General features: G+C 71.6%; 19 protein-coding genes. 7 read left to right on the top strand and 12 right to left on the bottom strand.

The genetic code is table 11. The features are described from left to right. Positions 1-33: 33 nt before the first annotated feature. Positions 34-672 (bottom strand): AAA family ATPase, encoded by a 639-nt coding sequence (locus ACGFMM_RS07590; protein WP_393644088.1) that lies wholly within the window; start codon positions 670-672, stop codon positions 34-36. A gap of 485 nt (positions 673-1,157) precedes the next feature. On the opposite strand from ACGFMM_RS07590, the gene ACGFMM_RS07585 reads away from it, so the two are divergent. Next, positions 1,158-2,822 carry a class I adenylate-forming enzyme family protein gene (locus ACGFMM_RS07585; RefSeq protein WP_393644707.1) on the top strand — a complete coding sequence of 555 codons (1,665 nt, stop codon included), beginning with the start codon at positions 1,158-1,160 and terminating at the stop codon, positions 2,820-2,822. 19 nt (positions 2,823-2,841) lie between these two features. On the opposite strand, the gene ACGFMM_RS07580 is transcribed toward ACGFMM_RS07585, so the two are convergent. Beyond that, on the bottom strand, positions 2,842-4,113 hold the full coding sequence (locus ACGFMM_RS07580; protein ID WP_393644086.1) for a M6 family metalloprotease domain-containing protein: 1,272 nt from the start codon (positions 4,111-4,113) through the stop codon (positions 2,842-2,844). A 307-nt stretch (positions 4,114-4,420) separates the two neighbouring features. On the opposite strand from ACGFMM_RS07580, the gene ACGFMM_RS07575 reads away from it, so the two are divergent. Both ACGFMM_RS07575 and ACGFMM_RS07570 read left to right on the top strand, forming a co-directional pair. Further along, a complete protein-coding gene (locus ACGFMM_RS07575; RefSeq protein WP_393644084.1) occupies positions 4,421-5,104 on the top strand; it encodes a TetR/AcrR family transcriptional regulator in 684 nt (227 codons plus the stop codon). A gap of 128 nt (positions 5,105-5,232) precedes the next feature. After that, on the top strand, positions 5,233-6,753 hold the full coding sequence (locus tag ACGFMM_RS07570) for an MFS transporter (RefSeq protein WP_393644082.1): 1,521 nt from the start codon (positions 5,233-5,235) through the stop codon (positions 6,751-6,753). A 75-nt stretch (positions 6,754-6,828) separates the two neighbouring features. Here the strand turns inward: ACGFMM_RS07570 and ACGFMM_RS07565 are convergent, their stop codons facing one another. Beyond that, positions 6,829-7,338 carry a MarR family winged helix-turn-helix transcriptional regulator gene (locus tag ACGFMM_RS07565; RefSeq protein WP_393644080.1) on the bottom strand — a complete coding sequence of 170 codons (510 nt, stop codon included), beginning with the start codon at positions 7,336-7,338 and terminating at the stop codon, positions 6,829-6,831. Between the two features lie 119 nt (positions 7,339-7,457). Here ACGFMM_RS07565 and ACGFMM_RS07560 point away from each other — a divergent pair, with 119 nt between their 5' ends. Both ACGFMM_RS07560 and ACGFMM_RS07555 read left to right on the top strand, forming a co-directional pair. After that, complete coding sequence (locus ACGFMM_RS07560) at positions 7,458-8,249, top strand: dioxygenase (protein WP_393644079.1); 792 nt, start codon at positions 7,458-7,460, stop codon at positions 8,247-8,249. Between the two features lie 252 nt (positions 8,250-8,501). Then, entirely contained in the window at positions 8,502-9,539 is a 1,038-nt protein-coding gene (locus ACGFMM_RS07555; RefSeq protein ID WP_393644077.1) for a sigma-70 family RNA polymerase sigma factor, read from the top strand. Positions 9,540-9,619: 80 nt separating this feature from the next. Here ACGFMM_RS07555 and ACGFMM_RS07550 read toward each other — a convergent pair whose 3' ends face one another. Next, the gene (locus ACGFMM_RS07550; RefSeq protein ID WP_393644075.1) at positions 9,620-10,666 is read right to left on the bottom strand and encodes a helix-turn-helix transcriptional regulator; all 1,047 of its coding nucleotides are present in this window, start codon (positions 10,664-10,666) and stop codon (positions 9,620-9,622) included. Between the two features lie 62 nt (positions 10,667-10,728). Between ACGFMM_RS07550 and ACGFMM_RS07545 the strand changes: the two genes are divergently transcribed. After that, entirely contained in the window at positions 10,729-12,318 is a 1,590-nt protein-coding gene (locus ACGFMM_RS07545) for an MFS transporter (protein ID WP_393644073.1), read from the top strand. A 121-nt stretch (positions 12,319-12,439) separates the two neighbouring features. Here the strand turns inward: ACGFMM_RS07545 and ACGFMM_RS07540 are convergent, their stop codons facing one another. From ACGFMM_RS07540 to ACGFMM_RS07530, 3 genes are all read right to left on the bottom strand, one after another. Next, entirely contained in the window at positions 12,440-13,216 is a 777-nt protein-coding gene (locus ACGFMM_RS07540) for a DUF6227 family protein (protein WP_393644071.1), read from the bottom strand. Positions 13,217-13,346: 130 nt separating this feature from the next. Then, a complete protein-coding gene (locus ACGFMM_RS07535) occupies positions 13,347-14,528 on the bottom strand; it encodes a P1 family peptidase (protein WP_393644069.1) in 1,182 nt (393 codons plus the stop codon). Positions 14,529-14,550: 22 nt separating this feature from the next. Then, positions 14,551-15,717 (bottom strand): low temperature requirement protein A, encoded by a 1,167-nt coding sequence (locus ACGFMM_RS07530; RefSeq protein WP_393644067.1) that lies wholly within the window; start codon positions 15,715-15,717, stop codon positions 14,551-14,553. A gap of 81 nt (positions 15,718-15,798) precedes the next feature. On the opposite strand from ACGFMM_RS07530, the gene ACGFMM_RS07525 reads away from it, so the two are divergent. After that, on the top strand, positions 15,799-15,999 hold the full coding sequence (locus tag ACGFMM_RS07525; protein ID WP_393644065.1) for a hypothetical protein: 201 nt from the start codon (positions 15,799-15,801) through the stop codon (positions 15,997-15,999). A 16-nt stretch (positions 16,000-16,015) separates the two neighbouring features. On the opposite strand, the gene mscL is transcribed toward ACGFMM_RS07525, so the two are convergent. From mscL to ACGFMM_RS07500, 5 genes are all read right to left on the bottom strand, one after another. Then, the gene (gene mscL / locus ACGFMM_RS07520; RefSeq protein ID WP_393644063.1) at positions 16,016-16,513 is read right to left on the bottom strand and encodes a large conductance mechanosensitive channel protein MscL; all 498 of its coding nucleotides are present in this window, start codon (positions 16,511-16,513) and stop codon (positions 16,016-16,018) included. A 111-nt stretch (positions 16,514-16,624) separates the two neighbouring features. Continuing rightward, positions 16,625-17,197: an RcpC/CpaB family pilus assembly protein gene (locus ACGFMM_RS07515; protein ID WP_393644061.1), complete on the bottom strand. Its 573-nt coding sequence runs from the start codon at positions 17,195-17,197 to the stop codon at positions 16,625-16,627. A 372-nt stretch (positions 17,198-17,569) separates the two neighbouring features. Further along, positions 17,570-17,896 carry an FmdB family zinc ribbon protein gene (locus ACGFMM_RS07510; RefSeq protein WP_393644059.1) on the bottom strand — a complete coding sequence of 109 codons (327 nt, stop codon included), beginning with the start codon at positions 17,894-17,896 and terminating at the stop codon, positions 17,570-17,572. 68 nt (positions 17,897-17,964) lie between these two features. After that, a complete protein-coding gene (locus ACGFMM_RS07505) occupies positions 17,965-19,242 on the bottom strand; it encodes an MFS transporter (protein WP_393644057.1) in 1,278 nt (425 codons plus the stop codon). Positions 19,243-19,547: 305 nt separating this feature from the next. Then, on the bottom strand, positions 19,548-21,110 hold the full coding sequence (locus ACGFMM_RS07500) for a potassium/proton antiporter (protein WP_393644055.1): 1,563 nt from the start codon (positions 21,108-21,110) through the stop codon (positions 19,548-19,550). Positions 21,111-21,288: the final 178 nt, after the last annotated feature.

Below are 21,288 nucleotides of genomic sequence, written 5' to 3'. Positions count from 1 at the left end.
GCACAGAGCGCCGTACTTATTGCTGGCCACAGCTCACTTCTGTCGGGCCACCGGGCCGACCGTTACCAACCGATCGATGGCGCGCTGGGCACCCAGTGCGTCGAACTCGTCGAAGAGATAGACCGCGCGCGTCTGTGCCACGGCATCGAAAACCTGCCGCAGCTTCGATGCGGTCTCGCCCATGAAACGGCTGATCAGTCCATCCAAGCGGATCGTGAAGAGCGGCAGGGACAGTTCCCCGGCCAGCGCAGCCGCCGTCATGCTCTTCCCTGTGCCCGGAGGTCCTGACAGCAGGATCCGGTGTGCCGGGGTGAAGCCGAAACGCTCAAGCAGGGCTCGTTGCCGCTGCTCATGCAGGACCCGGTCCAAGGAAGCCCGAAGCTCCGATCCGAGCGTCATGTCGTCGAGGCGGAGATCGTGATATCCCGCGCTCAAGAGGCTCGCCAATTCCCCACGGGGCTGGACAACAGGCGTTGGCCCGACCGTGCTCACCGGCTTTGCGCCCTGTTGCCGCATCGAATCGACCAGCTCGCGCAGCTCCACGGCGAGCTTCCCGTGCCCCTGCCGCGCGGACTTGGCCGCGACCTGGAGGGCGATGCTGTAGAAGCGATCGTCATCTGCCTCGGCGTGCGCCCGGACGAGGGCCTTCAGATGCTCAGCGCTGGCCGCCATCCGCGTCACACCTCACCGAGTAATCCGGTGTGCTGCCACCGTAGCCGCTTCTACTGACACCGCATCGTACGAGGAACCAGTCCTGAGCACCCAGCGCGCTCGCAACATTGCCCCTACAGAGGAGGGCGGATTCTGCTCAGCTGGGGCCTTTGGAAAACTGCACTGAGGCGCGGCGATGGGATATGGATCAGTCGCCCTGCGTGGCCGCTCTGACCTGCGACGATCTCGCGGGCGTTCCCGAATTTCACGGGAGGCGTTCCTGAGGCGGACTGCGACGAGGCCCTGACCTGCGGTTTCGCAATTATCCGCAAGGCCCACGAAGGCGACGAAGGCGAGTCGTGAACAGGGTAGCGGATGGGTGTGCGTGCGGGGTCGTGGATGGGGGGTGTGGGCGGTTGGTGGGGGTGGTGTGCCTTGACTGGTGGGTTTTGGGGCGCTTAGCGTCGTGGGTCGGTGTTGAGCGGGTGCTTAGGGGTGCGGGCGTGATGGGGTCGGGTGACGAGGGGCGCCTCGCGCTGGTTCGGGTGGCCGAGCAGCTGACCTCGCCCGGTGCGCCCTTCGCCGTGCGGGACGGCGCCTACAGCGGCGGTCCCGCGACGCTTCGGGACTTCGTCGAGGCCACCTGGGCCTTCGGGGAGCGGCCGTTTGTCGTCGGGGAGAGCCGCAGCTACACCTACGGCGAGTTCTTCGCCGCCGCCTGCGGGCTCGCGCGCCGGCTCACCGACACGTACGGGCTGCGGCCCGGCGACCGGGCCGTCGTCGCCCTGCGCAACCATCCCGAGTGGCAGATCGCCTTCTGGGCCGCCCAGCTCGCCGGCCTCGTCGCCGTGCCGCTCAACGCCTGGTGGACCGAGGACGAGTTCTCGTACGCGCTCGACGACTGCGCGCCCGGCATTCTGCTGGTCGACGGGGAGCGGCTGCCCCGTGTGCGGGACTGGGCACGCACGCACCGCGTGCCCGGGATCGTTTTCCATCCCGATGACGGTGATCCGCTTGGTGACGGGTTCGTTCCGTATGCGCCCGACGCCGATCCTTCCCTCGGGCCGCCGCCCGTCGACGTCCTCCCCGAGGACGACGCCACGATCGTCTACACCTCCGGCACCACCGGCCGCCCCAAGGGCGCCGTCGCCACCCACCGCGCGCAGGTAGGCGCCGCGCTCAACCCGCGGTACCACGCCGCCGTCTCCGGCCTTCTGCGCGGGCGGATCCCCGGCCAGGGGCCCGCGCCCGTCTCGCTGACCACGTTCCCCCTGTTCCACGTCGCCGCCTTCACGTCCTTCTATCCGGTCATGGCCGCCGGCGGCACCCTCGTCCTCATGCGCAAATGGGACCCCGTACGCGCCGTCGAGCTCATCGAGCGGCACCGCGTCACCCACTATGCCGGCGTCCCCACCACCGCCCTGCAGCTCGTCGACCTCGTCGAGCGCCGCGGCTGGGCGGACCGTCTCGCCACCCTGAGCCACTTCAACACCGGCGGCGCCGCCGCCCCGCCCGGCCTCGTCGGCCGCCTCACCGCCCTCCTCGGCGAGCACGTCGAACCCCGCAACGGCTACGGGCTCACCGAGACCTGCGGCGGCGTCCTCGCGAACTTCGGCGACGAGTACCGCGCCCACCCGCACAGCGCCGGCCGCCCCGCCCCCGCCGCCGAGGTGCGCATCGAGAATCCCGACCCGGACTCCGGCGTCGGCGAGCTGTGGCTGCGCGGGCAGTGCCTGGTCCGCGGCTACTGGCGCGACGAGGCCGCCACCCGCGCCGCCTTCACCCCGGACGGCTGGTTCCGCACCGGGGACCTCGCCTCGTACGCCGACGGGCGCGTCACCGTCGTCGACCGGATCAAGGACATGGTGATCCGCGGCGGCGAGAACGTGTACTGCGTCGAGGTCGAGAACGCCCTGTACGGCCACCCGGCCGTCGCCGACGCAGCCGTCCTCGGCGTCCCGCACCCCGTGCTCGGCGAGGAGGTCGCGGCCGTCGTCGTCCTCAGGGACGGCGCGACCGCCGGCGCGGACGAGTTGCGGGCCCATGTCGGGCGGAGCCTCGCCGCCTTCAAGGTGCCCGCCCGGGTTCTCGTACGGGACGTTCCGCTGCCGCGGAATGCGACCGGGAAGGTGCTCAAGGGCGAGCTCAGGGGCTCCTTCACGAGCGGGTGACCCTCACGAGCGGTGACCCTCACGAGCGGGTGACCTTGACGCGGTAACTCCCGCCGTCCTCCTTCGACAGCACCGCGATCCGGATCCCGTTCTCCCGGTCCGTGAACGACTCGCCCGGCCGGTACGGCGCGTCCGACAGTTCCGCGTGGACGTTCGGGCGGCGCGTGCAGCCGCCGCTGTCGCGGTCGCTGTCCGAGACGCTGATCGGGCCGTGCCCGGTGTCCACGTCCGACTCCACCCGGTACACGAGCACCCCCGGCTCGCACACCGCCTCGTCGTTGCCGTCCTGGGTGCGGACCTCCACCGCGTACCCCGAGCGTTCCGACAGCGGGACGAACGCCAGTTTCGGCCCGCCCGCGACGGCCAGCGGCGTCAGCTCGTACTCGTGCACCCCGGTCGCCGACGCGCACCGCACCTGGTCGTTGTCGAGCCAGCCCAGCTTCCACTTGTGCCAGCCGAGCAGATCGTTGTTGGCCCCCCAGTCCTCGGACATGATGTCCCAGTGCCCGACGGTGCCGCCGCCGTCGACCGTGTACAGGTCGGGCAGGCCGAAGACGTGGCCGTTCTCGTGCGGCAGCACCCGGTAGCCGGTCTCGTCGTACGAGCCCGAGCCGTCGTCCTGGCGGCTGTAGACGAAGGACGTGTTGGAGAGCGGGACGCCGTCCGCGTACGGCGCCTCGTCGTTCCCGGAGAAGGTGACGGACAGGACCGTGTCGAGGGCGGACGGGCCGGCGTTCGGCGTCACCAGGACGTTGACCAGGTCGTACGCGCTGAAGTCGACGTCCGCGTCGGCGGTCTTCACGAGGTCCTGGACCAGCTTGCGGTACCCCGGCTCGTACGGTGAGCCGCGCTCTATCCCGTACGAGGCGAACGGCATCGGCATCCGCAGCCAGTCGTCCAGCGGGGTCTCCGGCTGGTAGGCGAGCCGGCCGTACGAACTGACCTGGAACCAGTCCGCGGTCCGCGGGAAGAACTCCCGGAACCGGCCCATGGCCGTCCCCTCGCCCTCGGCGTCCGGGAAGTCGATCATCAGGGTCAGCGCCCGGACCCGTCCGGTGGAGCGCACGTACCCGGGGGCGGTCGGCAGGCCCTCCGACATCTGCACGCCCAGCGCCGTGGTGATCCGGCACGGCCCGAGCAGGGCCTCGGCGGGGGCGGCCGGGGCGGGCCCCGCGGAGGCGGGGGCGGGCCCGGGGAGGGTGGCGCTCGCGGTGGCCAGAGTGGCGAGCGCGAGCGCCCCGGCCGCGGCCAGGGCGAGGGGTCTGCGTATCCGCCGGCGGGTCTGCTGCATGCGGTCGCCTTCGGTGCGCGGCAGCCGGCCGGGTCCGTACTGCGCTGTCCGATCAGCCTGTGCCGGGTGATCCGGGGGCGCGCGTCGGGTGGCCCGATCGTGGGTATCGGGGGGCGGGCCGTGGGCGGGGTGCGGCGGGCGCGTGGGGGAGTGGTGCGGGTCACATCCGGGGCGGGAAATAAGTGGGGATGGCGTCCCCGTTTACACCTGTGTTCGCCGAAACGGGGAGCTGCTCCCCGGATCACGGATCAGACCTTGTACCCGTCGTCTTCTCATCCTCTTCCTCATCACGGCAGGAGCCAGTGGCGTGAACCCCACCGCCGATACCGAAACCGCGTCCGCGCCCGCACGTCGCGTCCCGCGGCCGCGGGCCGACGCGCTGCGCAACCGCGAGCGGATCGTGTCGGCCGCCCGCGAGATGTTCGTCGAGTTCGGCCCCCAGGTGCCGCTCGACGAGATCGCGCGCCGCGCCGGCGTCGGCAACGCCACCCTGTACCGCAACTTCCCCGAGCGCTCCGACCTCGTCCACGAGGTCGTCGTCTCCGTCACCGCCCGCACCACCGAGCAGGCGGCCCTGGCGGCCGCCGAGGAGGCGGATGCGTTCGAGGCGCTGCGCCGGTTCACGCACGCGGCCGCCGACGAGCGGATCGGCGCCCTGTGTCCGATGCTCGACGGCACCTTCGACAAGGACCACCCCGAACTCCTCGCCGAACGCGCCCGGTTGGAGGAGGCCGTACAGGGCCTCGTCGACCGTGCGCACGAGTCCGGCCGGCTCCGCGCCGACGTTGCCGTCGGCGATCTGATCGTGGCCCTGTCCCAGCTGACCCGGCCGCTGCCGGGCGGCGCCTGCCTCCCCGACTTCGACCAGTTCGTCCACCGTCATCTGCAGCTGTTCCTCGACGGCCTGGAGGCCCCCGCGCGCTCCGTGCTGCCGGGTACGGCGGCGACGCTGGAGACCCTGCGCCGACGGGATGCGGGGGAGGCCTGCTGACCCACGGCCCGCGCACCGCGCCTCCCGGCGGTCGGTGAGCCCCGACCTCCCCGCCCTTCCTTAGCTCTTCAGCTCTGTAACTCTTTCGTCCTTTTTCTTGTCTTATGCGTCAAGAGGTGGCTACCCCCATGTCCAAAATCCCCGATCCCAGCCGCTGGAAAGCGTTGGTCTTCATCGCACTCGCCCAGCTGATGGTCGTGCTCGACGCGACGATCGTGAACATCGCCCTTCCCTCCGCCCAGCAGGACCTGGGGATCTCCGACGGCAACCGGCAGTGGGTCATCACCGCCTACGCCCTCGCCTTCGGCGGACTGCTGCTCTTCGGAGGCCGCATCGCCGACCTGTGGGGCCGCAAGCGGACCTTCGTCGTCGGTCTCGCCGGCTTCGCCGCCGCCTCCGCCCTCGGCGGCGCGGCCACCGGCGAGGCGATGATGCTCGGTGCCCGCGCGCTCCAGGGCGCCTTCGGCGCGCTGCTCGCGCCGGCCGCCCTGTCCCTGCTCGCCGTGATGTTCACCGACGCGCGCGAGCGCGCCAAGGCGTTCGGCATCTACGGCGCGATCGCCGGTGGCGGCGGCGCGGTCGGCCTGATCCTGGGCGGCTTCCTCACCGAGTACCTCGACTGGCGCTGGACCTTCTACGTCAACATCCCGTTCGCCGTCGTCGCCGCCCTCGGCGCGTACTTCGTGATCCGCGAGCCGGCCGGCGGCCGCAACCGCTCGCCGCTCGACATCCCTGGCGTCGTCCTGTCGACCCTCGGCCTGGTCGCGCTCGTGTACGGCTTCACCCGCGCCGAGTCCCAGGGCTGGTCGGACCCGACCACGATCGGCATGTTCGTCGGCTCCGCCGTCCTGCTCGCCGCGTTCGTGTTCACCGAGGCGAAGGTGAAGTCGCCGCTGCTGCCGCTGCGCGTCCTGACCGACCGCAACCGGGGCGGGGTGTATCTCTCCCTCGGTCTGGCCGTGATCGCGATGTTCGGCCTCTTCCTCTTCCTCACCTACTACCTGCAGGTCGTGAAGGGATACTCGCCGGTCAAGACCGGCTTCGCCTTCCTCCCCATGATCGCGGGCATGATCATCGGCTCCACGCAGATCGGTACGCGTCTGATGACGCGGGTCGCCCCGCGCTGGCTGATGGGCCCGGGCTTCCTGACCGCAGCCGTCGGCATGCTGCTGCTCACGCAGCTGGAGATCGGCTCGTCGTACACCGGGCTGATCCTGCCCGCGCAGCTGCTGCTCGGCCTCGGCATGGGCACCGCGTTCATGCCGGCCATGTCGCTGGCGACGCACGGGGTCGACCCGCGGGACGCCGGTGTGGCCTCCGCGATGGTCAACACCTCGCAGCAGGTCGGAGGCGCGATCGGCACCGCGCTCCTGAACACCATCGCGGCCTCCGCGACCACCGCCTACGTCGCCGACCACCTGGCCGGCGCGACCACCCCGGCCGCCCAGAAGCTGCTGCAGCTGCAGGGCATGGTCGAGGGGTACGCGGCGGCGATCTGGTGGGCGGTCGGCATCCTCGCCGTCTCTGCGGCGATCGCGTTCACCTTCATCAACACCGGGAAGCCGCAGGTCGGAGAGGTGACCGACGCAGGGGCGGGCGCCGGTGAGGGCGTCGAGGACGAGGTGAGGATCCCGGTCGTCGCGCACTGACGGAACGGGTTTCCCCACCTCGTAGCCGCCCCCGGCGCCTGTCCCGTACCTGCCCTGGTTCTGTCGAGCTTCAGCTCAGCGGAGCCAGGGCAGGTCCGCGTCCGGGTCCGTGGGCTGGAGGCCCTCCGCGATCACCCGCATGATCTCGCCGAGCTGCTTCACCTGCTCCGGCGCGAGCCGGTCGAACATCGCCTGCCGCACGGCGGCGACATGCCCGGGCGCGCTGCCCCGCAGTACCTCGTACCCCTCCTCCGTCAGCTGCGCGAACTGGCCGCGCTTGTCGGAGGGGCAGTCCTCGCGGGACACCCAGCCGTTCTTCTCCAGGCGCGCGATCGCGTGCGAGAGACGGGAGCGGGTGATCTTGGCGTTCCTGGCGAGTTCGGTCATCCGCATCCGGCGGCGCGGCGCCTGGGAGAGGTGGACGAGCAGGCCGTAGTAGACGTGCGGCAGGCCGGCGTCGCGCTGCAGCTGGCGGTCGAGGTGGTCGTCGAGGAGGGTGGTGGCGTGGAGGTAGGCGCGCCAGACGTGCTGTTCCTCGTCGCTCAGCCAGCGGGGTTCCCGGGATGCCGTGGTCATGTGCTCCATCGTACGACCCATTCTTGAAAGTTGAACTAGATCGCGTCTAAGCTCGTCATGTCAGGCGAGCTTGAACTTTCAAAGAACGAGCTGGCTCGGGACTCTCTCGAAGATCGGAGGCGGCGGTCATGAGCGTCGCGACCCCCGGGCGGATGCCCGCCCTCTACCTCTCCCACGGCGCGCCGCCGCTCGCCGACGACCCGGTCTGGCCCGGCCAGCTTGCCGCGTGGTCCGCCGGCCTGCCCCGCCCCACCGCGATCCTCATGGTCTCCGCGCACTGGGAAGAGGCCCCGCTGGCCCTCGGCGCGACCGAGACCGCGCCGCTCGTGTACGACTTCTGGGGCTTCCCCGAGCACTACTACCGCGTCCGGTACGCAGCCCCCGGCGCGCCCGCGCTCGCCGAATCCGTCCGCAAGCTGCTGCGCGCCCCCGGCACGCCCGTGCAGGACATCCCCGACCGGGGCCTCGACCACGGCGCGTACGTCCCGCTCGTCGAGATGTTCCCGGACGCCGACATCCCCGTACTCCAGATCTCCATGCCGACCCTCGACCCGCAGAAGCTCCTGGAGATCGGCCGCACCCTCGCCCCGCTGCGCGACGAGGGCGTGCTGATCGTCGGCAGCGGCTTCTTCACCCACAACCTGGCCGCGCTGCGGCACACGGGCGCGGGCGTGCCCGGCTGGTCCGCCGAGTTCGACGACTGGGGGCGTCACGCCCTGGAGGCGCAGGACGTCGACGCGCTGCTCGACTTCGAGCACAAGTCTCCGGCCGGCCGGCTCGCCCATCCGCGCACCGAGCACTTCGCCCCGCTGTTCGTCACCCTCGGCGCCGCGGACGCGGCCGGCGACCTCGGTGCGGGGCGCAGTGTGATCGACGGGTTCTGGATGGGGCTGGCGAAGCGGTCCGTGCAGTTCGGCTGACGGGTGCGGCCGTGAGCAACCGTACGGCGACGCTCTGCGTCCCTTGGGATGGAAGTGGCGTCGAGGGAGCCGCCTGACCTGCACCTTCGTCCGCTCCGACGACCTCGGTGCGCCCGAAGGCGGCGCAGGATACTGCATGATCGCGAAAATCGATGCGCCGAGTGGGAATTCTGTCCTGATTCCAGTCGTTGTTTCCGTCGGATGCAGGGCACCCGCACAGGGTGTCGCGGCCTACTCAGCAAGGGAGCACGCATGGCAACCCGTGCCGTCGCCCGTCGTCAGTCGTCCGCCACGAGCAGCACCAGCACCAAGCGCAGCGCGAGCGGAAGCAGCCGGGCGAGCAGCGTTCGCGCAGGCGGAGAGATCGCCGACCGCGACCTGGTCGGCATGTACCTCGACGAGATCGCGCGCACGCCGCTTCTCGACGCCGCCAAGGAGGTCGAGCTGTCCCAGGCCATCGAGGCGGGCGTGTACGCCCGGCAGATCCTCGACGGTGCGGCGGAGAGCGAGATCGGAAGCAGGGCGGACGGCGCGTCCCGCGAGGAGCTCGAAGCCCTCTACGAGGCGGGCGAGCGCGCGAAGGACCTGTTCATCAAGTCCAACCTGCGCCTGGTCGTCGCCGTCGCGCGGCGTTACCCGCGCAGCGGCCTGCCGCTGCTCGACCTGATCCAGGAGGGCAACGCGGGCCTGGTCCGCGCGGTCGAGAAGTTCGACTACACGAAGGGCTTCAAGTTCTCCACGTACGCCACGTGGTGGATCCGCCAGGCCATCACCCGCTCCATAGCCGACCAGTCGCGCACCATCCGGCTCCCCGTCCACCTCGTGGAGGAGCTCGGTCGGATCCGGCGCGTGCAGCGCGAGTTCAACCGTGAGCACGGCCGCGAGCCGGAGCCCGCGGAGGTCGCGGAGGAGCTCGGCTCGACGCCCGAGCGGGTCACGGACGTCCTGGACTGGGCGCGCGACCCGGTCTCGCTGAACATGTCGGTGGACGACGAGGGCGAGACCCAGTTCGGCGACCTCCTGGAGGACACGTCGGCGGTGTCGCCGGAGCAGTCGGTGCTCACGCTGCTGCGCAGCGAGGAGCTCGACGACCTGATCGACAAGCTCGACGACCGCACGGCCTCGATCATCCGCATGCGGTACGGCATCGAGGACGGCCGGGAGCGCACGCTGACCGAGGTCGGCAAGGAGCACGGCCTCACCCGCGAGCGGATCCGCCAGATCGAGAAGCACGCGTTGCTCGAACTGAAGAAGATGGCCCACGACACCGGCTTCGACGCGGTGGCGTGAGCCGCCGGCGACGCGGGAGCCCGCAGCCTGCAGGGAGCCAGGAGCCCGCGGGGACGTGAGTCCGCGCGGGCTCAGAGGGCTCAGCCGACCGCTTCCGACCCGTCCGCCGTGTCCGCCCCGTACGCATTCGCGTTCGCGCCGTCGTCCGCCGCGCCCGCGTTCGCGCCGCCGCCCCCGCTCGCCGCGCCGAGCCGGGCCGCCAGGTCCTGGGCGTAGGCGAGCAGCGCGTCCGGGGCGTGGATCGTGAACGGCGCGTCCACGAGCGCGAGCCGGATCGCCAGCCACTCCACCGAGTCCGGCGTACGGGCCCGCAGCCGGCAGGTGTCCGGGCCGGTGGCCACCGGTGCCAGATGGTCCGGCAGCCGCGCGGCCACGAACTCGGCCGGCGCCTCGAACCGTACGTCAAGCGCCAGCTCCTGCTGCGAGCGCGACATCGAGCGCTTCAGCAACTCCGCCGCGTCCCCCGCCGGCAGCTCCCGCGCCGTGAACCGCGCCCCCGTCGGGAACGGGTCGCTGACCCGGTCCACGCGGAAGGTACGCCAGTCCTCGCGCCCCAGGTCGTACGCGACCAGGTACCACCGCCGCCCCGTCGACACGAGCCGGTACGGCTCCACCAGCCGGCGGCTCTCCGCCCCGTCGCCCGCGCGGTAGCCGAAGCGCAGCCGCTCCTGCCCGGTCACCGCGCCCGCCAGCGCCGTCAGCGTCTGCGGGGCGACCGTGACCCCGTCGCCCCTGGTCAGCGGGATCGTGGCGTTCTGGAGCGTGGAGACCCGGTGCCGCAGCCGGGCCGGCAGTACCTGCTCCAGCTTCGCCAGGGCCCGTACGGAGGCCTCGTCCACGCCCTCGATGGCGTGCCCGGCCCCCGCCCGCAGTCCGACCGCGATGGCCACCGCCTCCTCGTCGTCCAGCAGCAGCGGCGGCATGGCCGTACCCGCGACCAGCCGGTACCCGCCGATCGCGCCCTTCGTCGCCTCCACCGGATAGCCGAGGTCCCGCAGCCGGTCGATGTCCCGCCGGATGGTGCGCGGGGAGACCGAGAGCCGCTCGGCGAGCTCGCTGCCCGGCCACTCGCGCGGCGTCTGCAGGAGCGACAGCAGATTCAGAAGTCGTGCCGGGGTGTCCGTCATGCACACCAGCATGAAGGCCAACTAGGACATGAGCTGACCTATATCGGTCCTACTGTCCTCTCATGAGTTCACACGACGCCGTCCCGCAGGCGGCCACCGAGACTTCCGACCGGGCTGCGACGCCCGTCGAGGGAGCGACCGCCGGCACGACGGCGGACGGCGACCGCCGACGCTGGATAGCCCTCGCCATCGTCATGACCGCCGCGTTCATGGACCTGGTCGACGCCACGATCGTGAACATCGCGATCCCCAGCATCGAACGCGACCTCGGCGCAACCTTCGGCGCGATCCAGTGGATCACCGCCGGCTATGCCCTCGCGTTCGCCGCCGGCCTGATCACCGGCGGCCGCCTCGGCGACATCTACGGCCGCAAGCGCCTCTTCCTCGTCGGCACCGCCGGCTTCACCGTCGCCTCCGCGCTCTGCGGCTTCGCCGCCGGCCCGGAGATGCTGGTCGCCTCCCGGCTGCTCCAGGGCGCCGCGGCCGCGATGATGGTCCCGCAGGTCCTGTCGATCATCCACGTCACCTTCCCCGCCCACGAACGCGGCAAGGTCTTCGGCATGTTCGGCGCGATCATCGGTCTCGGCGCCGTGTCCGGCCCGCTGCTCGGCGCGCTGCTCACCCAGTGGAACCTCTTCGGCCTCGAGTGGCGGCCGATCTTCCTGATCAACCTGCCCGTCGGCATCGCCGGCATCCTCCTCGGCCGGAAGTTCATCACCGAGTCCAAGGCGCCGAAGGCGCTCAAGCTCGACCTCGTCGGCGTGCTGCTCGTGACCGGCGCCCTGCTCATGCTGATCTACCCGCTGACCCGCGGCCGCGAGCTGGACTGGCCGCTGTGGGGCCACCTGACGATGGCGGGCAGCCTCCTCGTGTTCGGCGCGCTCATCGCGTACGAGAAGTACAAGACGAAGAAGGACGGTTCGCCGCTGGTCGAGCTGAGCCTGTTCAAGGTGAAGAGCTTCGCGGCGGGCATCGCGGTCCAGCTGACCTTCGGCGTCGTGATGGGCGTGTTCTTCCTGGTCTGGACGCTGTACATGCAGAAGGGGCTCGGCTGGACCCCGCTGAAGGCGGGCCTGACCGGCGTGCCGTTCTCCATCGCGGTGTCGGCCGCGGCGGGCATGTCCGTGCAGAAGCTGGTGCCGCGGTTCGGCCGCAAGGTGCTGCAGGGCGGCGCGCTGATCATGGCGACCGGCGTCCTCCTCTACATCTGGGAGGCCGGCCGGTACGGCACGTCCATCGCCCCCTGGCAGATGGTGCTGCCGCTGGTCGTCATGGGCGCGGGCATGGGCCTGATCGTCGCCCCGCTGACGGACGCGGTCCTCTCGCAGGTCCCGCGCGAGCACGCCGGCTCGGCGTCCGGCCTGATCAACACGACCGGGCAGATGGGCAACGCGCTCGGACTCGGCCTGGTGTCGGTGGTGTTCTTCGGCGTGATCGACGAGAAGCGGCTCGAGCGGGTCCCCGGCGAAGTGGGCACGGCGTTCGCGGACGCGTTCCAGAACGCGCTGGGCTGGGTCGCCGGGGTGCTCCTGGTGATCTTCCTGGTGATGTTCGCCCTGCCGGCGAAGCCGAAGCAGCATGTGGAGGGCGCGGAGCCGGAGGCCGACGAGACCCCGGACATCCTCGCCAAGGAGCCGGCCCTGGCGGGCTGAGGCCCGTCTACGGGGCGGCCGCGGTACGGACGGACACGGGCATGGCCCGGGGCGAACCCCGGGGCATGCCTGCTTCCGTTTCCGCTTCCGTTTCCGGGTGGCGGTGACGGGGGAGCGACGCTCAGCGCACCCGGGCCCGGGACTCCATCGCCTCGCGCGCCGTGCGCTCGTCCCCGTACACCTCGCACATGTGCCGCCCGTCGGGCGTCGCCGTGTGCTCGACCTCCCACAGGCTCGACTCGCTGCCGTCGAGCAGCAGGAAGGCGTGCTCGTAGAGGGTGAAGCCGGCGTCCCGGCCCTCCACCGGGCAATGCCGCCCGAACGCCTGCGTGATGTGGTGCGCGAACGCCAGCCGGAGCCGGCGCGCGGTCTCCTCGCCGGGCCGGTCCGCGTTCTCCGCACGCCGCAGCACGCGGCGGGCGTGGTCCGCCGAGTTGTCCGGCACGTACCTCCGCGGCTGCCGCGGCAACGGCCGGGACAACAGCGCGGTCAGCGCCTCCAGATCGCTCTCCAACTCGTCGTCCGGATCGTTGGACAGCACGCCGAACCGCTCCACGCCCCAGTCGCCGTCGAAGCCGGCCGGCAGCCGGGACGCGGCGAGCGTGGCCTCCGCCTCGTCCGCGTACAGCTCGTGGTGCTCGGCGCCGCCGCGGCCGCTGTTGTGCACCAGCTCCCACAGGCTCAGGGCGGTGCCGTCCGCGAGCAGGAAGGTGTGCCGGTACGTGCTGCGGTGCAGCGACGCGCTGTGGTGCGAGGAGTGCAGGGCGAAGGAGTGGGCCAGTGCGGCCTCCAGCTGCTCGATCGTGGCGTCGGGCAGCTCGAAGGAGTTGAGGGCCCGTCCCAGGAGCCGCTCGACGTGCGTCTCGGTGGTCTCGTACGGATCGTGAGGATCGTTCAAGGTGGGTCTCCAGGCCGTCGCCGCATGTCACGTGGTGCTCGCTTAACGTAGCCCCTGGGTCTGACATCGTGTCCCGGGTTCGGCAAAACGAAGGGGGAGCGCGTCGAGTTCCCGCACGCCCCCAACTCCCTTACCCGTCTTCCTTCTTCACCGTTCCGGGCCCGTACAGATCCGTGTACGAGGGGAAGTCGCCGCCCGGCCCCGACACCCCCTCCGCGGCCCGTACCGCCCGCACGATCGCCCGGGTCACCATGTCCGCGCCGGCCGCGAGGATCTCGTTAGGGGCCAGCGGACCGCCCTCCTCCGGCAGCGGACGCTCCCCGGTCGCCAGCGCGAAAACGGTGTCGCCGTCGTTCAGAAGATGCACCGGCCGGATGGCGCGCGCGATGCCGTCGTGCGCCGTCCCCGCAAGCTTCTGCGCCTGCGCCCGGGTGAGATCCGCGTCCGTGGCGACCACCGCGAGCGTCGTGTTCATCGGCGGCGCCGCCCTCCCCCCGGCCGCCCGCGCCAACCGCTCCGTCGCCGCGGCATGAACGGCGGGATCGGGCGCGTACGGGGGGAGGGGCCCCTCCCCCTCCCCTCCCCCGCCCACCCCACCCGCCCCGTACGGCGGTTCGAAGAACCGGCCGTAGAGTGCACCGGTCGCCGGGTCCAGCGCGGAGCCGACCGCGTTGACCACGACCAGGGCGGCCACGGTGATGCCGGACGGCAGGACCGTGCTCGCCGTGCCGACGCCGCCCTTCATGCCGCCGACCACCGCGCCCGTGCCCGCGCCGACCGCCCCGCACTCCACGGGCGCACCGAACTCCGACGCGGCCGCGGCCTCCACGGCGGCCCGGCCCGTCGACGCGTCCGGCCGCGCCCTGAAGTCGCCGCCGCGGCCCAGGTCGAACACGCAGGCCGCCGGCACGACCGGCACCACATGCGTCGGGTCCGGGCCGACCCGCACCCCGCGCCCCCGCTCCTCAAGCCAGGCCATCACCCCGGCCGCCGACTCCAGTCCGTACGCGCTGCCTCCGGTCAGCACCACCGCCTCGATCCGCTGGACCAGGTTCCGCGGATCGAGCGCGTCCGTCTCCCGCGTCCCCGGCCCGCCGCCGCGCACGTCCACGGCGGCCACCGACCCGCCCTCCGGGGCGAGTACGACGGTCGTGCCGCTCAGCGCCCCCGGCCCGGCCACCCGCGCATGTCCCACGCGCAGACCGGCCACATCCGTGAGCCCGTCGTGCCGCCCGTCGTGCCGCTCGTCGGGCTGTCCGTCGTGCCCTCCGCTGTGCCCCTCGTACCGTCCGTCCGCCTCCTGATGCGTCATGCCTCTCTGCCTACCACGGCGGTCAGTGCCGGGTCGTCGGATTGCGCTGCGTGAGCGTCACCCCGACGGCGACCGTGGCCGCCGCGACCAGGCCGGCCGCCAGAACCGCCCAGTGACCGGCGAAGGTGCACATCAGGATCGCCAGCGCCGACACCGGCAGCACCAGCTGCTGGGCGATGCCGACCTTGAAGTACCGGGCGTGCAGCAGCCACACCGACAGCAGGAACACCGCCGTCGGGATCGTCACCGCGGACGAGGCCGCCAGCGTGGACAGATGTGCCTTGCCCACGGCCTGCTCGACCGCGATCTCGATGCCCGCGCCGATCGCCGCCGCCGAAGCGAAGATCACGTAGTGGCCGTAACCCCACAGGAACCCCTGCCGGTTCTCCGTGAGCCGGTCGTGGGCCGGCACGACGAAGTAGATCCACCACGCCGCGAAGACGATCAGCAGCCCGCCCGCCGCGATCGGCAGCAGCTCGCCGAGCGCGTCGTGCTCGCGCACCCCGGACTTCACGGCCACCGTCGCCGCGGCGACCGACTCACCGAGCACGATGATGGTGAACAGGCCGTACCGCTCCGCGATGTGGTGCGGATGCCACGCCGTCGTGACGTCCTTCTCCGCATACATCGGAACCGCCAGCTCCAGCAGCGCCATCACCAGGAACACCCAGGGCCGCGCCGTCTCGGGTACGAGCAGCACCGAGACCCAGCCGATCTGGACGGCGATCACCCCGCCCGCGTACCGGCGGCACAGGGTCCGCTCGGCGGCCGAACCGGCGTGGTGCGCCGCCCGCAGCCACTGGCTCGCCATCGCCAGCCGCATCACCAGGTAGCCGAGGAACACGACCAGGAAGTCGTGGTCCTCGAAGGCCCGTGAGATACCCGCGGCGAGGATGAGGACGCCGGCGATCTGTACGAGGGTGACGACGCGGTAGAGCACGTCGTCGTTGTCGTAGGCGGAGGCGAACCAGGTGAAGTTCATCCACGCCCACCAGATCGCGAAGAAGACCAGGGCGTACGAGGCCAGGCCCTCGCCGGCGTGGCCCTCGGCGACCGCGTGCACGAACTCCGCGCCCGCCTGGGCGACGGCCACGACGAAGCAGAGGTCGAAGAACAGCTCGAGCGGGGTGGCCGCGCGGTGCGACTCCTCGCGGGAGCGCGCGGTCAGCGGCAGGAACGGTTGTGTCATGCGCCCCAGCACAGCAGAGGCGCGTGCGGAGGGCCACGCTCGGCACGCGGGCGGGGCGACGCCCCGGCGTACCCTGGGGGTATGAGTACCGCCCCCGCCCACGGACCGCGAGACGCGAAGCAGCCCGAGGCCCGTCCCAAGCCGAAGCTGATCTTCGACGATCCACTGGACCAGCAGTCCGCGGACGATACGGACCGTGGGTGGGGCGAGCGGCCTCCCGGTGGCGACAGCGCCGCCGACCTCGCGCGCTTCCTCGACGAGAAGCCGCCGCACCACCTCTGACGCCGGCCCCGGCCGGCTAGGAGGTGGGACGTCCCGCCTTCGTGATCGACTCGCCGGAGCCGCGCTGGTGGACGAGGTGGTCGCGGATCTCCTTCAGCACCTCCAGCTCGCTGACCTCCAGGGTCTCCTGGACGCCTTCCTTCGCCTTGTCGTGCGCGGCGCGCCGGGCCAGGACCCTCGCCATCGGCAGGACCATGAGGAAGTAGACGACAGCGGCGGTGATGAGGAAGCTCAGGCAGGCGCTGAGGACCGTGCCCCACATGATCGGGATGCCGGAAACGACGTTCCCCGCCTGGTCCACCTCGCAGGGGCCCTTGAGGCAGGACTGATAGCTCTCCAGGTCCTTGGTGCCGAAGGCGCCGACGAGCGGGTTGATGACGCCCTTCACAACGGAGTTCACGATGTTCGTGAAGGCCGCGCCGATGACGACCGCGACCGCCAGGTCGATCACGTTCCCGCGCATCAGGAAGGCCTTGAAGCCGTCCAGCACGCTCTCCTTCTTCTTCTGGCTCACCAGGGCGCCTTTCGTCGCTTGTGGAGTTGGCGGAGCCATTACGCCGTGAAGGGTGCAGGAACGTCCAATCCGTACACACGGACCGGTTACTTGACAGGCCGCCCGTGCGAATCAGCACAGCGTCACCGCCAGTCGGGAGGTGGCGGAGGCGCCGGCGAGGGCCGTCGCGGTGGACCGTGGGACGGACAGGACGACCAGCGCTCCGCCGTCCGGACGAGTCTCGCCCGCACGGGGAACTCCCGCCACTCGGGCGCTGGTCGCGATCACGCGGGCGTCGGTCTCTTCTCCCGTGGGGGAGTTGGCGGCGGCGATGACGTCGACGCGGTCGCCGGGGCGCAGCAGGCGGACGGTCGCGGCGTCCGCGATCCGCACGGGCGCGGACACCAGCCGTACGGCGGGGGGTTTCCGTTTCTCGCGGGCGAGTGCGGCCCGGTCCGCGGGGCTCTCCGCGGACACCGTGCTCACCGTGCCCGTGGCCGCGAGGGCGGCGGCGGCCGTCGCGAGGATCGCTGCGGGTGTACGGCGCCCGCGCCGCGGGGTGCGCGGCAGTCGCCGCCGGCCGCCGCGCACCCGTACGGGCGGGAACTGCGGCACCGTGCCCGGTGCGGGGACGTGCGGCAGGTAGCCGGCGGGGGCGATGGAGGTTGCGGAGGGCGTGGTGGAGGGGCGGGAGTTGAAGGGCATGACGGGCACCGCCTGTCTCGTGCGAGAGGCCCCGGGACGTCCGGAGCACCTCCACCATCCGCCCTCCGCCGGAATCCTGCTTGAGCCTGTGGACTACGGGGCGATTGTGGACAACTTCCTCACCCCGGGCGGTGATTGCCCTGCTGGCCCGGGAGACGGACAGTGGTCACGGGAGCCGGATTCCCGGGGTACCGGGAGCCGGATTCCCGGGGTACGCCGTGGACCCCGGGGAACGTGGACCCCGGGTACGCCGTGGACCCAGGGGAACGTGGACCCCGGGTACGCCGTGGACCCAGGGGAACGTAGCCCCCCGGGAACGCCGTGGACCCCGCCGGAGTGCGGCGGGGTCCACGGGAAGGTCGGCGGGGCCGGTCAGGCGGCCGAGGTGGAGCCGGAGGAAGACGAGGAACTCGACGAAGAGCTCGACGTGCTCGCGGCGGGCTTGGAGTCCGAAGACGAAGAGGAGGTCGAAGACGTCGACGAGGACGACTTGGAGGCGGCCGGCGAGCTGCTGGACGACGAGCCGCGGCTGTCGTTCCGGTAGAAGCCGGAGCCCTTGAACACGATGCCGACGGCCGAGAACACCTTCTTCAGGCGGCCCTTGCAGTTGGGGCACTCGGTCAGAGCGTCATCGGTGAACTTCTGCACCGCCTCGAGGCCCTCGCCGCACTCGGTGCACTGGTACTGGTAGGTCGGCACTTGTCTTCCTCCTGGCACTCTCACTCGATGAGTGCTAACGACGATCCATAGTGACGTATTCCGTCGGATCAGTCCACCGTCACCGGCACTCGGTGACCGATCCCACGTGCCGCGATCCGGCTCGGCGCCTGGGGGGCGAGGCGGGAGCGGAGGGTTACGAGGGTGGCCAGGGCCAGCAGCGTGCCGACCATCGGGACCAGGAATCCGGCGGTCGCGCCGTGCGCGTCGGCCAGTCGGCCGGCGACGGTGACGGCGGCGGCCTGGCCCAGCGCCACGGCGCCGGTCAGCCAGGTGAAGGCCTCGGTGCGGGCCGACGCCGGGACGAGGGTCTCGACGATGGTGTAGCCGGTGATCAGGGCCGGGGCGATGCACAGGCCGACGACCAGGCCGAGCGCGCCGAGGAGAAGCGCGGAGTGGACCGACCACAGAAGGGAGGCGGCGATGGTCAGACCCACGTAGCCGAGGATCAGCCGGCGGCGCGGTCCGATCTTCCAGGCGATGGCACCGCAGGCGACGCCGGCCAGCATGTTGCCGGCGGCGAAGACGCCGTACAGGACGCCGTTCATGCCGGGGTTGCCGATCTCCTCGGTGAAGGCGGTCAGCGAGACCTGCATGCCGCCGAAGACCGAGCCGATGCCCAGGAAGGCGATGGCCAGGACGCGGACGCCGGGGATCGACAGGGCGGAGGCGGGTGGCCCGGCGGTCGCGGCGGCGATCGCGCCGTACGCGGGCTGGGTGGCGCGCTGGGCGGCGAAGAACAGGCCGCCGAGGAGGGTCAGCGTGGCCTCGGCGATCAGGCCGGCCGCCGGGTGGACGCCGGTGCACAGGGCGGTCGCGAGGACCGGGCCGACGACGAAGGTGAACTCGTCCGTCACCGACTCCCAGGCGGCGGCGGTGGGCATCAGCGGGTTGCCGTCGAGCTTGGCCGCCCAGCGGGCCCGGACCATCGGGCCGATCTGCGGGACGGACGCGCCGGTGGGCACGGCGGCCAGCAGCAGCGCCCACATCGGGGCGCCGGCCAGGGCGAGGGTGACCAGGGCGGCGACGGCGGCGGTGTGGATCAGGACGCCGGGGACGAGGACGGCGCGCTGGCCGAAGCGGTCGGCGAGCTTGCCGCTCTGCGGGGCGAACAGCGCCATCGAGACACCGGTGACGGCGGCGACGGCGCCGGCGCTGCCGTACGAGCCGGTGGTGTGCTGGACGAGCAGGACGATGCCGATGGTCAGCATCGCGAAGGGCTGCCGGGCCAGGAAGCCGGGCAGGAGGAAAGAAAGGGCGCCGGGGGTGCGCAGGAGTTGTCCGTACCCGGGGCGCTTCGCAGCGGACGTGGTGACCGTGGATGCCACGGTCCTGGCCTTTCTGCCGCCTGGTAGCGCCCCTGGGATGCCGGGAGTCGCCGAGAGCTGTCCTCTTGCGCTGAACTGCGGTAGATACCAGGCCACCCCGCTGCGGGAGGGGTGTCACGGCCGCCATACGGTCGCGCCAGCTCTGCGTCAGGCAGAGTTGGTCGATCAGTGTGTTCCTTGATGGTACAGGGAACGGCCGGTTTCTGCCTGGGAAAATATCGACCGTTCCCTATGTACGCCTGTGATTAACCGGACGTTCTTCGCGGGACACCTCCGGTCGGACGCCGCCCCGCGCCTCAGCGTCCTCAGTGCCTCAGGCCGCCTCGGCCCCAGCCTCGGCCCTTGCGGATGCCGCCGCGGGCGCCGCCGGGGCCGCCCCGGGGGCGGCGGGCGCCTTCCGCGCCGCCGCGCATCACGCCCGTGGCGCCGGCGGTGCCCAGCCAGCCGGCCAGCTTGCCGCCGTGGCCCACGGCCCGCAGCCGTCGTTCGGTCGCGTCCCGCACCGGGTCCGTCGCCACGACGAGGAGCTCGTCGCCGCGCCGCAGCACCGTGGACGGGCCGGGGACGAAGCTCTTCTCCTCCCGGACGACGAGGGTGACCGCCGCTCCGGCCGGCAGGCGCAGCTCGGCGACCTCCACGCCGTGCATCCTCGACTCCTCCGGGATCGCCACGGAGAGTAGATGCCCGCGCAGCCGCTCCAGCGGCGCCGACTCGATGCCGAGGTCGGCCGCCTCCCCCCGGTCGCCCAGCTTCAGCGCCTTCGCCAGCCACGGCAGCGTCGGCCCCTGGACCAGGGTGTAGACGACGACCAGCACGAAGACGATGTTGAACAGCCGCTCGCTCTCCTCGACCCCGGCGACCATCGGGATGGTCGCCAGGATGATCGGTACCGCTCCGCGCAGCCCGGCCCAGGACATCAGGGCCTGCTCGGGCCACGGCAGCCGGAACGGCAGCAGGCTGAGGAAGACCGACAGTGGCCGGGCGACGACGGTGAGCACCAGGCCGATGACCACCGCGGCCCAGAAGTCCTGGCCGAGGTTGTGCGGGGTCACCAGCAGGCCGAGCAGTACGAACATGCCGATCTGGGCGATCCAGCCGAGCCCCTCGGCGAAGCCGCGGTTGGCCGGCTGGTGCGGCAGCCTGGCGTTGCCGAGCACCATCGAGGCCAGATAGACGGCGAGGAAGCCCGAGCCGTGCGCCAGCGCGCCGGCCGCGTAGGCGGTGACCGCGATCGCCATCACGGCGATCGGGTAGAGGCCGGAGGCCGGCAGGGCGATGCGCCGCAGCCCGTATGCGCCGAGGAAGCCGACGGCGAGGCCGACGGCGGCGCCGATGGCGAGTTCCAGGGCGATCTCGCCGACGAGCAGGTACCAGTGCTCGACGGGTCCGGCCGCCGAGAAGGCGACGACGAGGATGACGACGGGGGCGTCGTTGAAGCCGGACTCGGCTTCCAGGACGCCGGTCACCCGGGACGGCAGCGGCACCTTGCGCAGGACGGAGAAGACCGCGGCGGCGTCGGTCGAGGAGACGACCGCGCCGATGATCAGGGCCTGGCGCCATTCCAGTCCGACGAGGTAGTGCGCGCCTGCGGCGGTGATGCCCACGCTCGCCGCGACGCCGACGGTCGACAGTACGGCCGCCGCGGGCAACGCGGGTTTGATCTCCTTCCACTGGGTGCCCAGGCCGCCCTCGGCGAGGATCACCACGAGGGCGCCGTAGCCGATGACCTGCGTGAGTTCGGCGTTGTCGAAGGCGACGTTGCCGATGCCGTCCTGGCCGATGAGGACGCCGATCCCGAGGTAGAGCAGCAGGCTGGGGAGCCCGCTGCGGGAGGAGATCCGCACCGCCGCGACGGCGACGAGCAGCACGAGCGAGCAGACGAGCAGGAGTTCGTTGAGCTGGTGGACAGTCAGGGCGCGTTCCCTTCCCCTCGGCGGCGGCCGGATCGTTCCTCCTGGCAGCCGGTACTTCGTTACCTTACCTAATCTTTAACGCTTTCTTGACGGGGCCAGGTCTCCTTCCTGTCTCCTTACTGACTCCGCGTCC

Origin of the sequence: Streptomyces sp. NPDC048604 (genome assembly GCF_043199435.1) — a bacterium.
Classification (GTDB): domain Bacteria; phylum Actinomycetota; class Actinomycetes; order Streptomycetales; family Streptomycetaceae; genus Streptomyces.
Note: the sequence above shows the minus strand (reverse complement) of the source record. Positions and strands in the feature narration are given on the sequence as shown.

Excerpts from the sequence above, each read along its gene's own strand:
- ACGFMM_RS07565 (WP_393644080.1), bottom strand. The coding sequence starts at position 7,338 with ATGGAGCACATGACCACGGCATCCCGGGAACCCCGCTGGCTGAGCGAC.
- ACGFMM_RS07515 (WP_393644061.1), bottom strand. The coding sequence starts at position 17,197 with ATGCCCTTCAACTCCCGCCCCTCCACCACGCCCTCCGCAACCTCCATC.
- ACGFMM_RS07535 (WP_393644069.1), bottom strand. The coding sequence starts at position 14,528 with ATGACGCATCAGGAGGCGGACGGACGGTACGAGGGGCACAGCGGAGGG.
- ACGFMM_RS07570 (WP_393644082.1), top strand. The coding sequence starts at position 5,233 with ATGTCCAAAATCCCCGATCCCAGCCGCTGGAAAGCGTTGGTCTTCATC.
- ACGFMM_RS07530 (WP_393644067.1), bottom strand. The coding sequence starts at position 15,717 with ATGACACAACCGTTCCTGCCGCTGACCGCGCGCTCCCGCGAGGAGTCG.
- ACGFMM_RS07585 (WP_393644707.1), top strand. The coding sequence starts at position 1,158 with ATGGGGTCGGGTGACGAGGGGCGCCTCGCGCTGGTTCGGGTGGCCGAG.
- ACGFMM_RS07590 (WP_393644088.1), bottom strand. The coding sequence starts at position 672 with ATGGCGGCCAGCGCTGAGCATCTGAAGGCCCTCGTCCGGGCGCACGCC.
- ACGFMM_RS07550 (WP_393644075.1), bottom strand. The coding sequence starts at position 10,666 with ATGACGGACACCCCGGCACGACTTCTGAATCTGCTGTCGCTCCTGCAG.
- ACGFMM_RS07545 (WP_393644073.1), top strand. The coding sequence starts at position 10,729 with ATGAGTTCACACGACGCCGTCCCGCAGGCGGCCACCGAGACTTCCGAC.
- ACGFMM_RS07555 (WP_393644077.1), top strand. The coding sequence starts at position 8,502 with ATGGCAACCCGTGCCGTCGCCCGTCGTCAGTCGTCCGCCACGAGCAGC.
- ACGFMM_RS07525 (WP_393644065.1), top strand. The coding sequence starts at position 15,799 with ATGAGTACCGCCCCCGCCCACGGACCGCGAGACGCGAAGCAGCCCGAG.
- ACGFMM_RS07560 (WP_393644079.1), top strand. The coding sequence starts at position 7,458 with ATGAGCGTCGCGACCCCCGGGCGGATGCCCGCCCTCTACCTCTCCCAC.
- ACGFMM_RS07580 (WP_393644086.1), bottom strand. The coding sequence starts at position 4,113 with ATGCAGCAGACCCGCCGGCGGATACGCAGACCCCTCGCCCTGGCCGCG.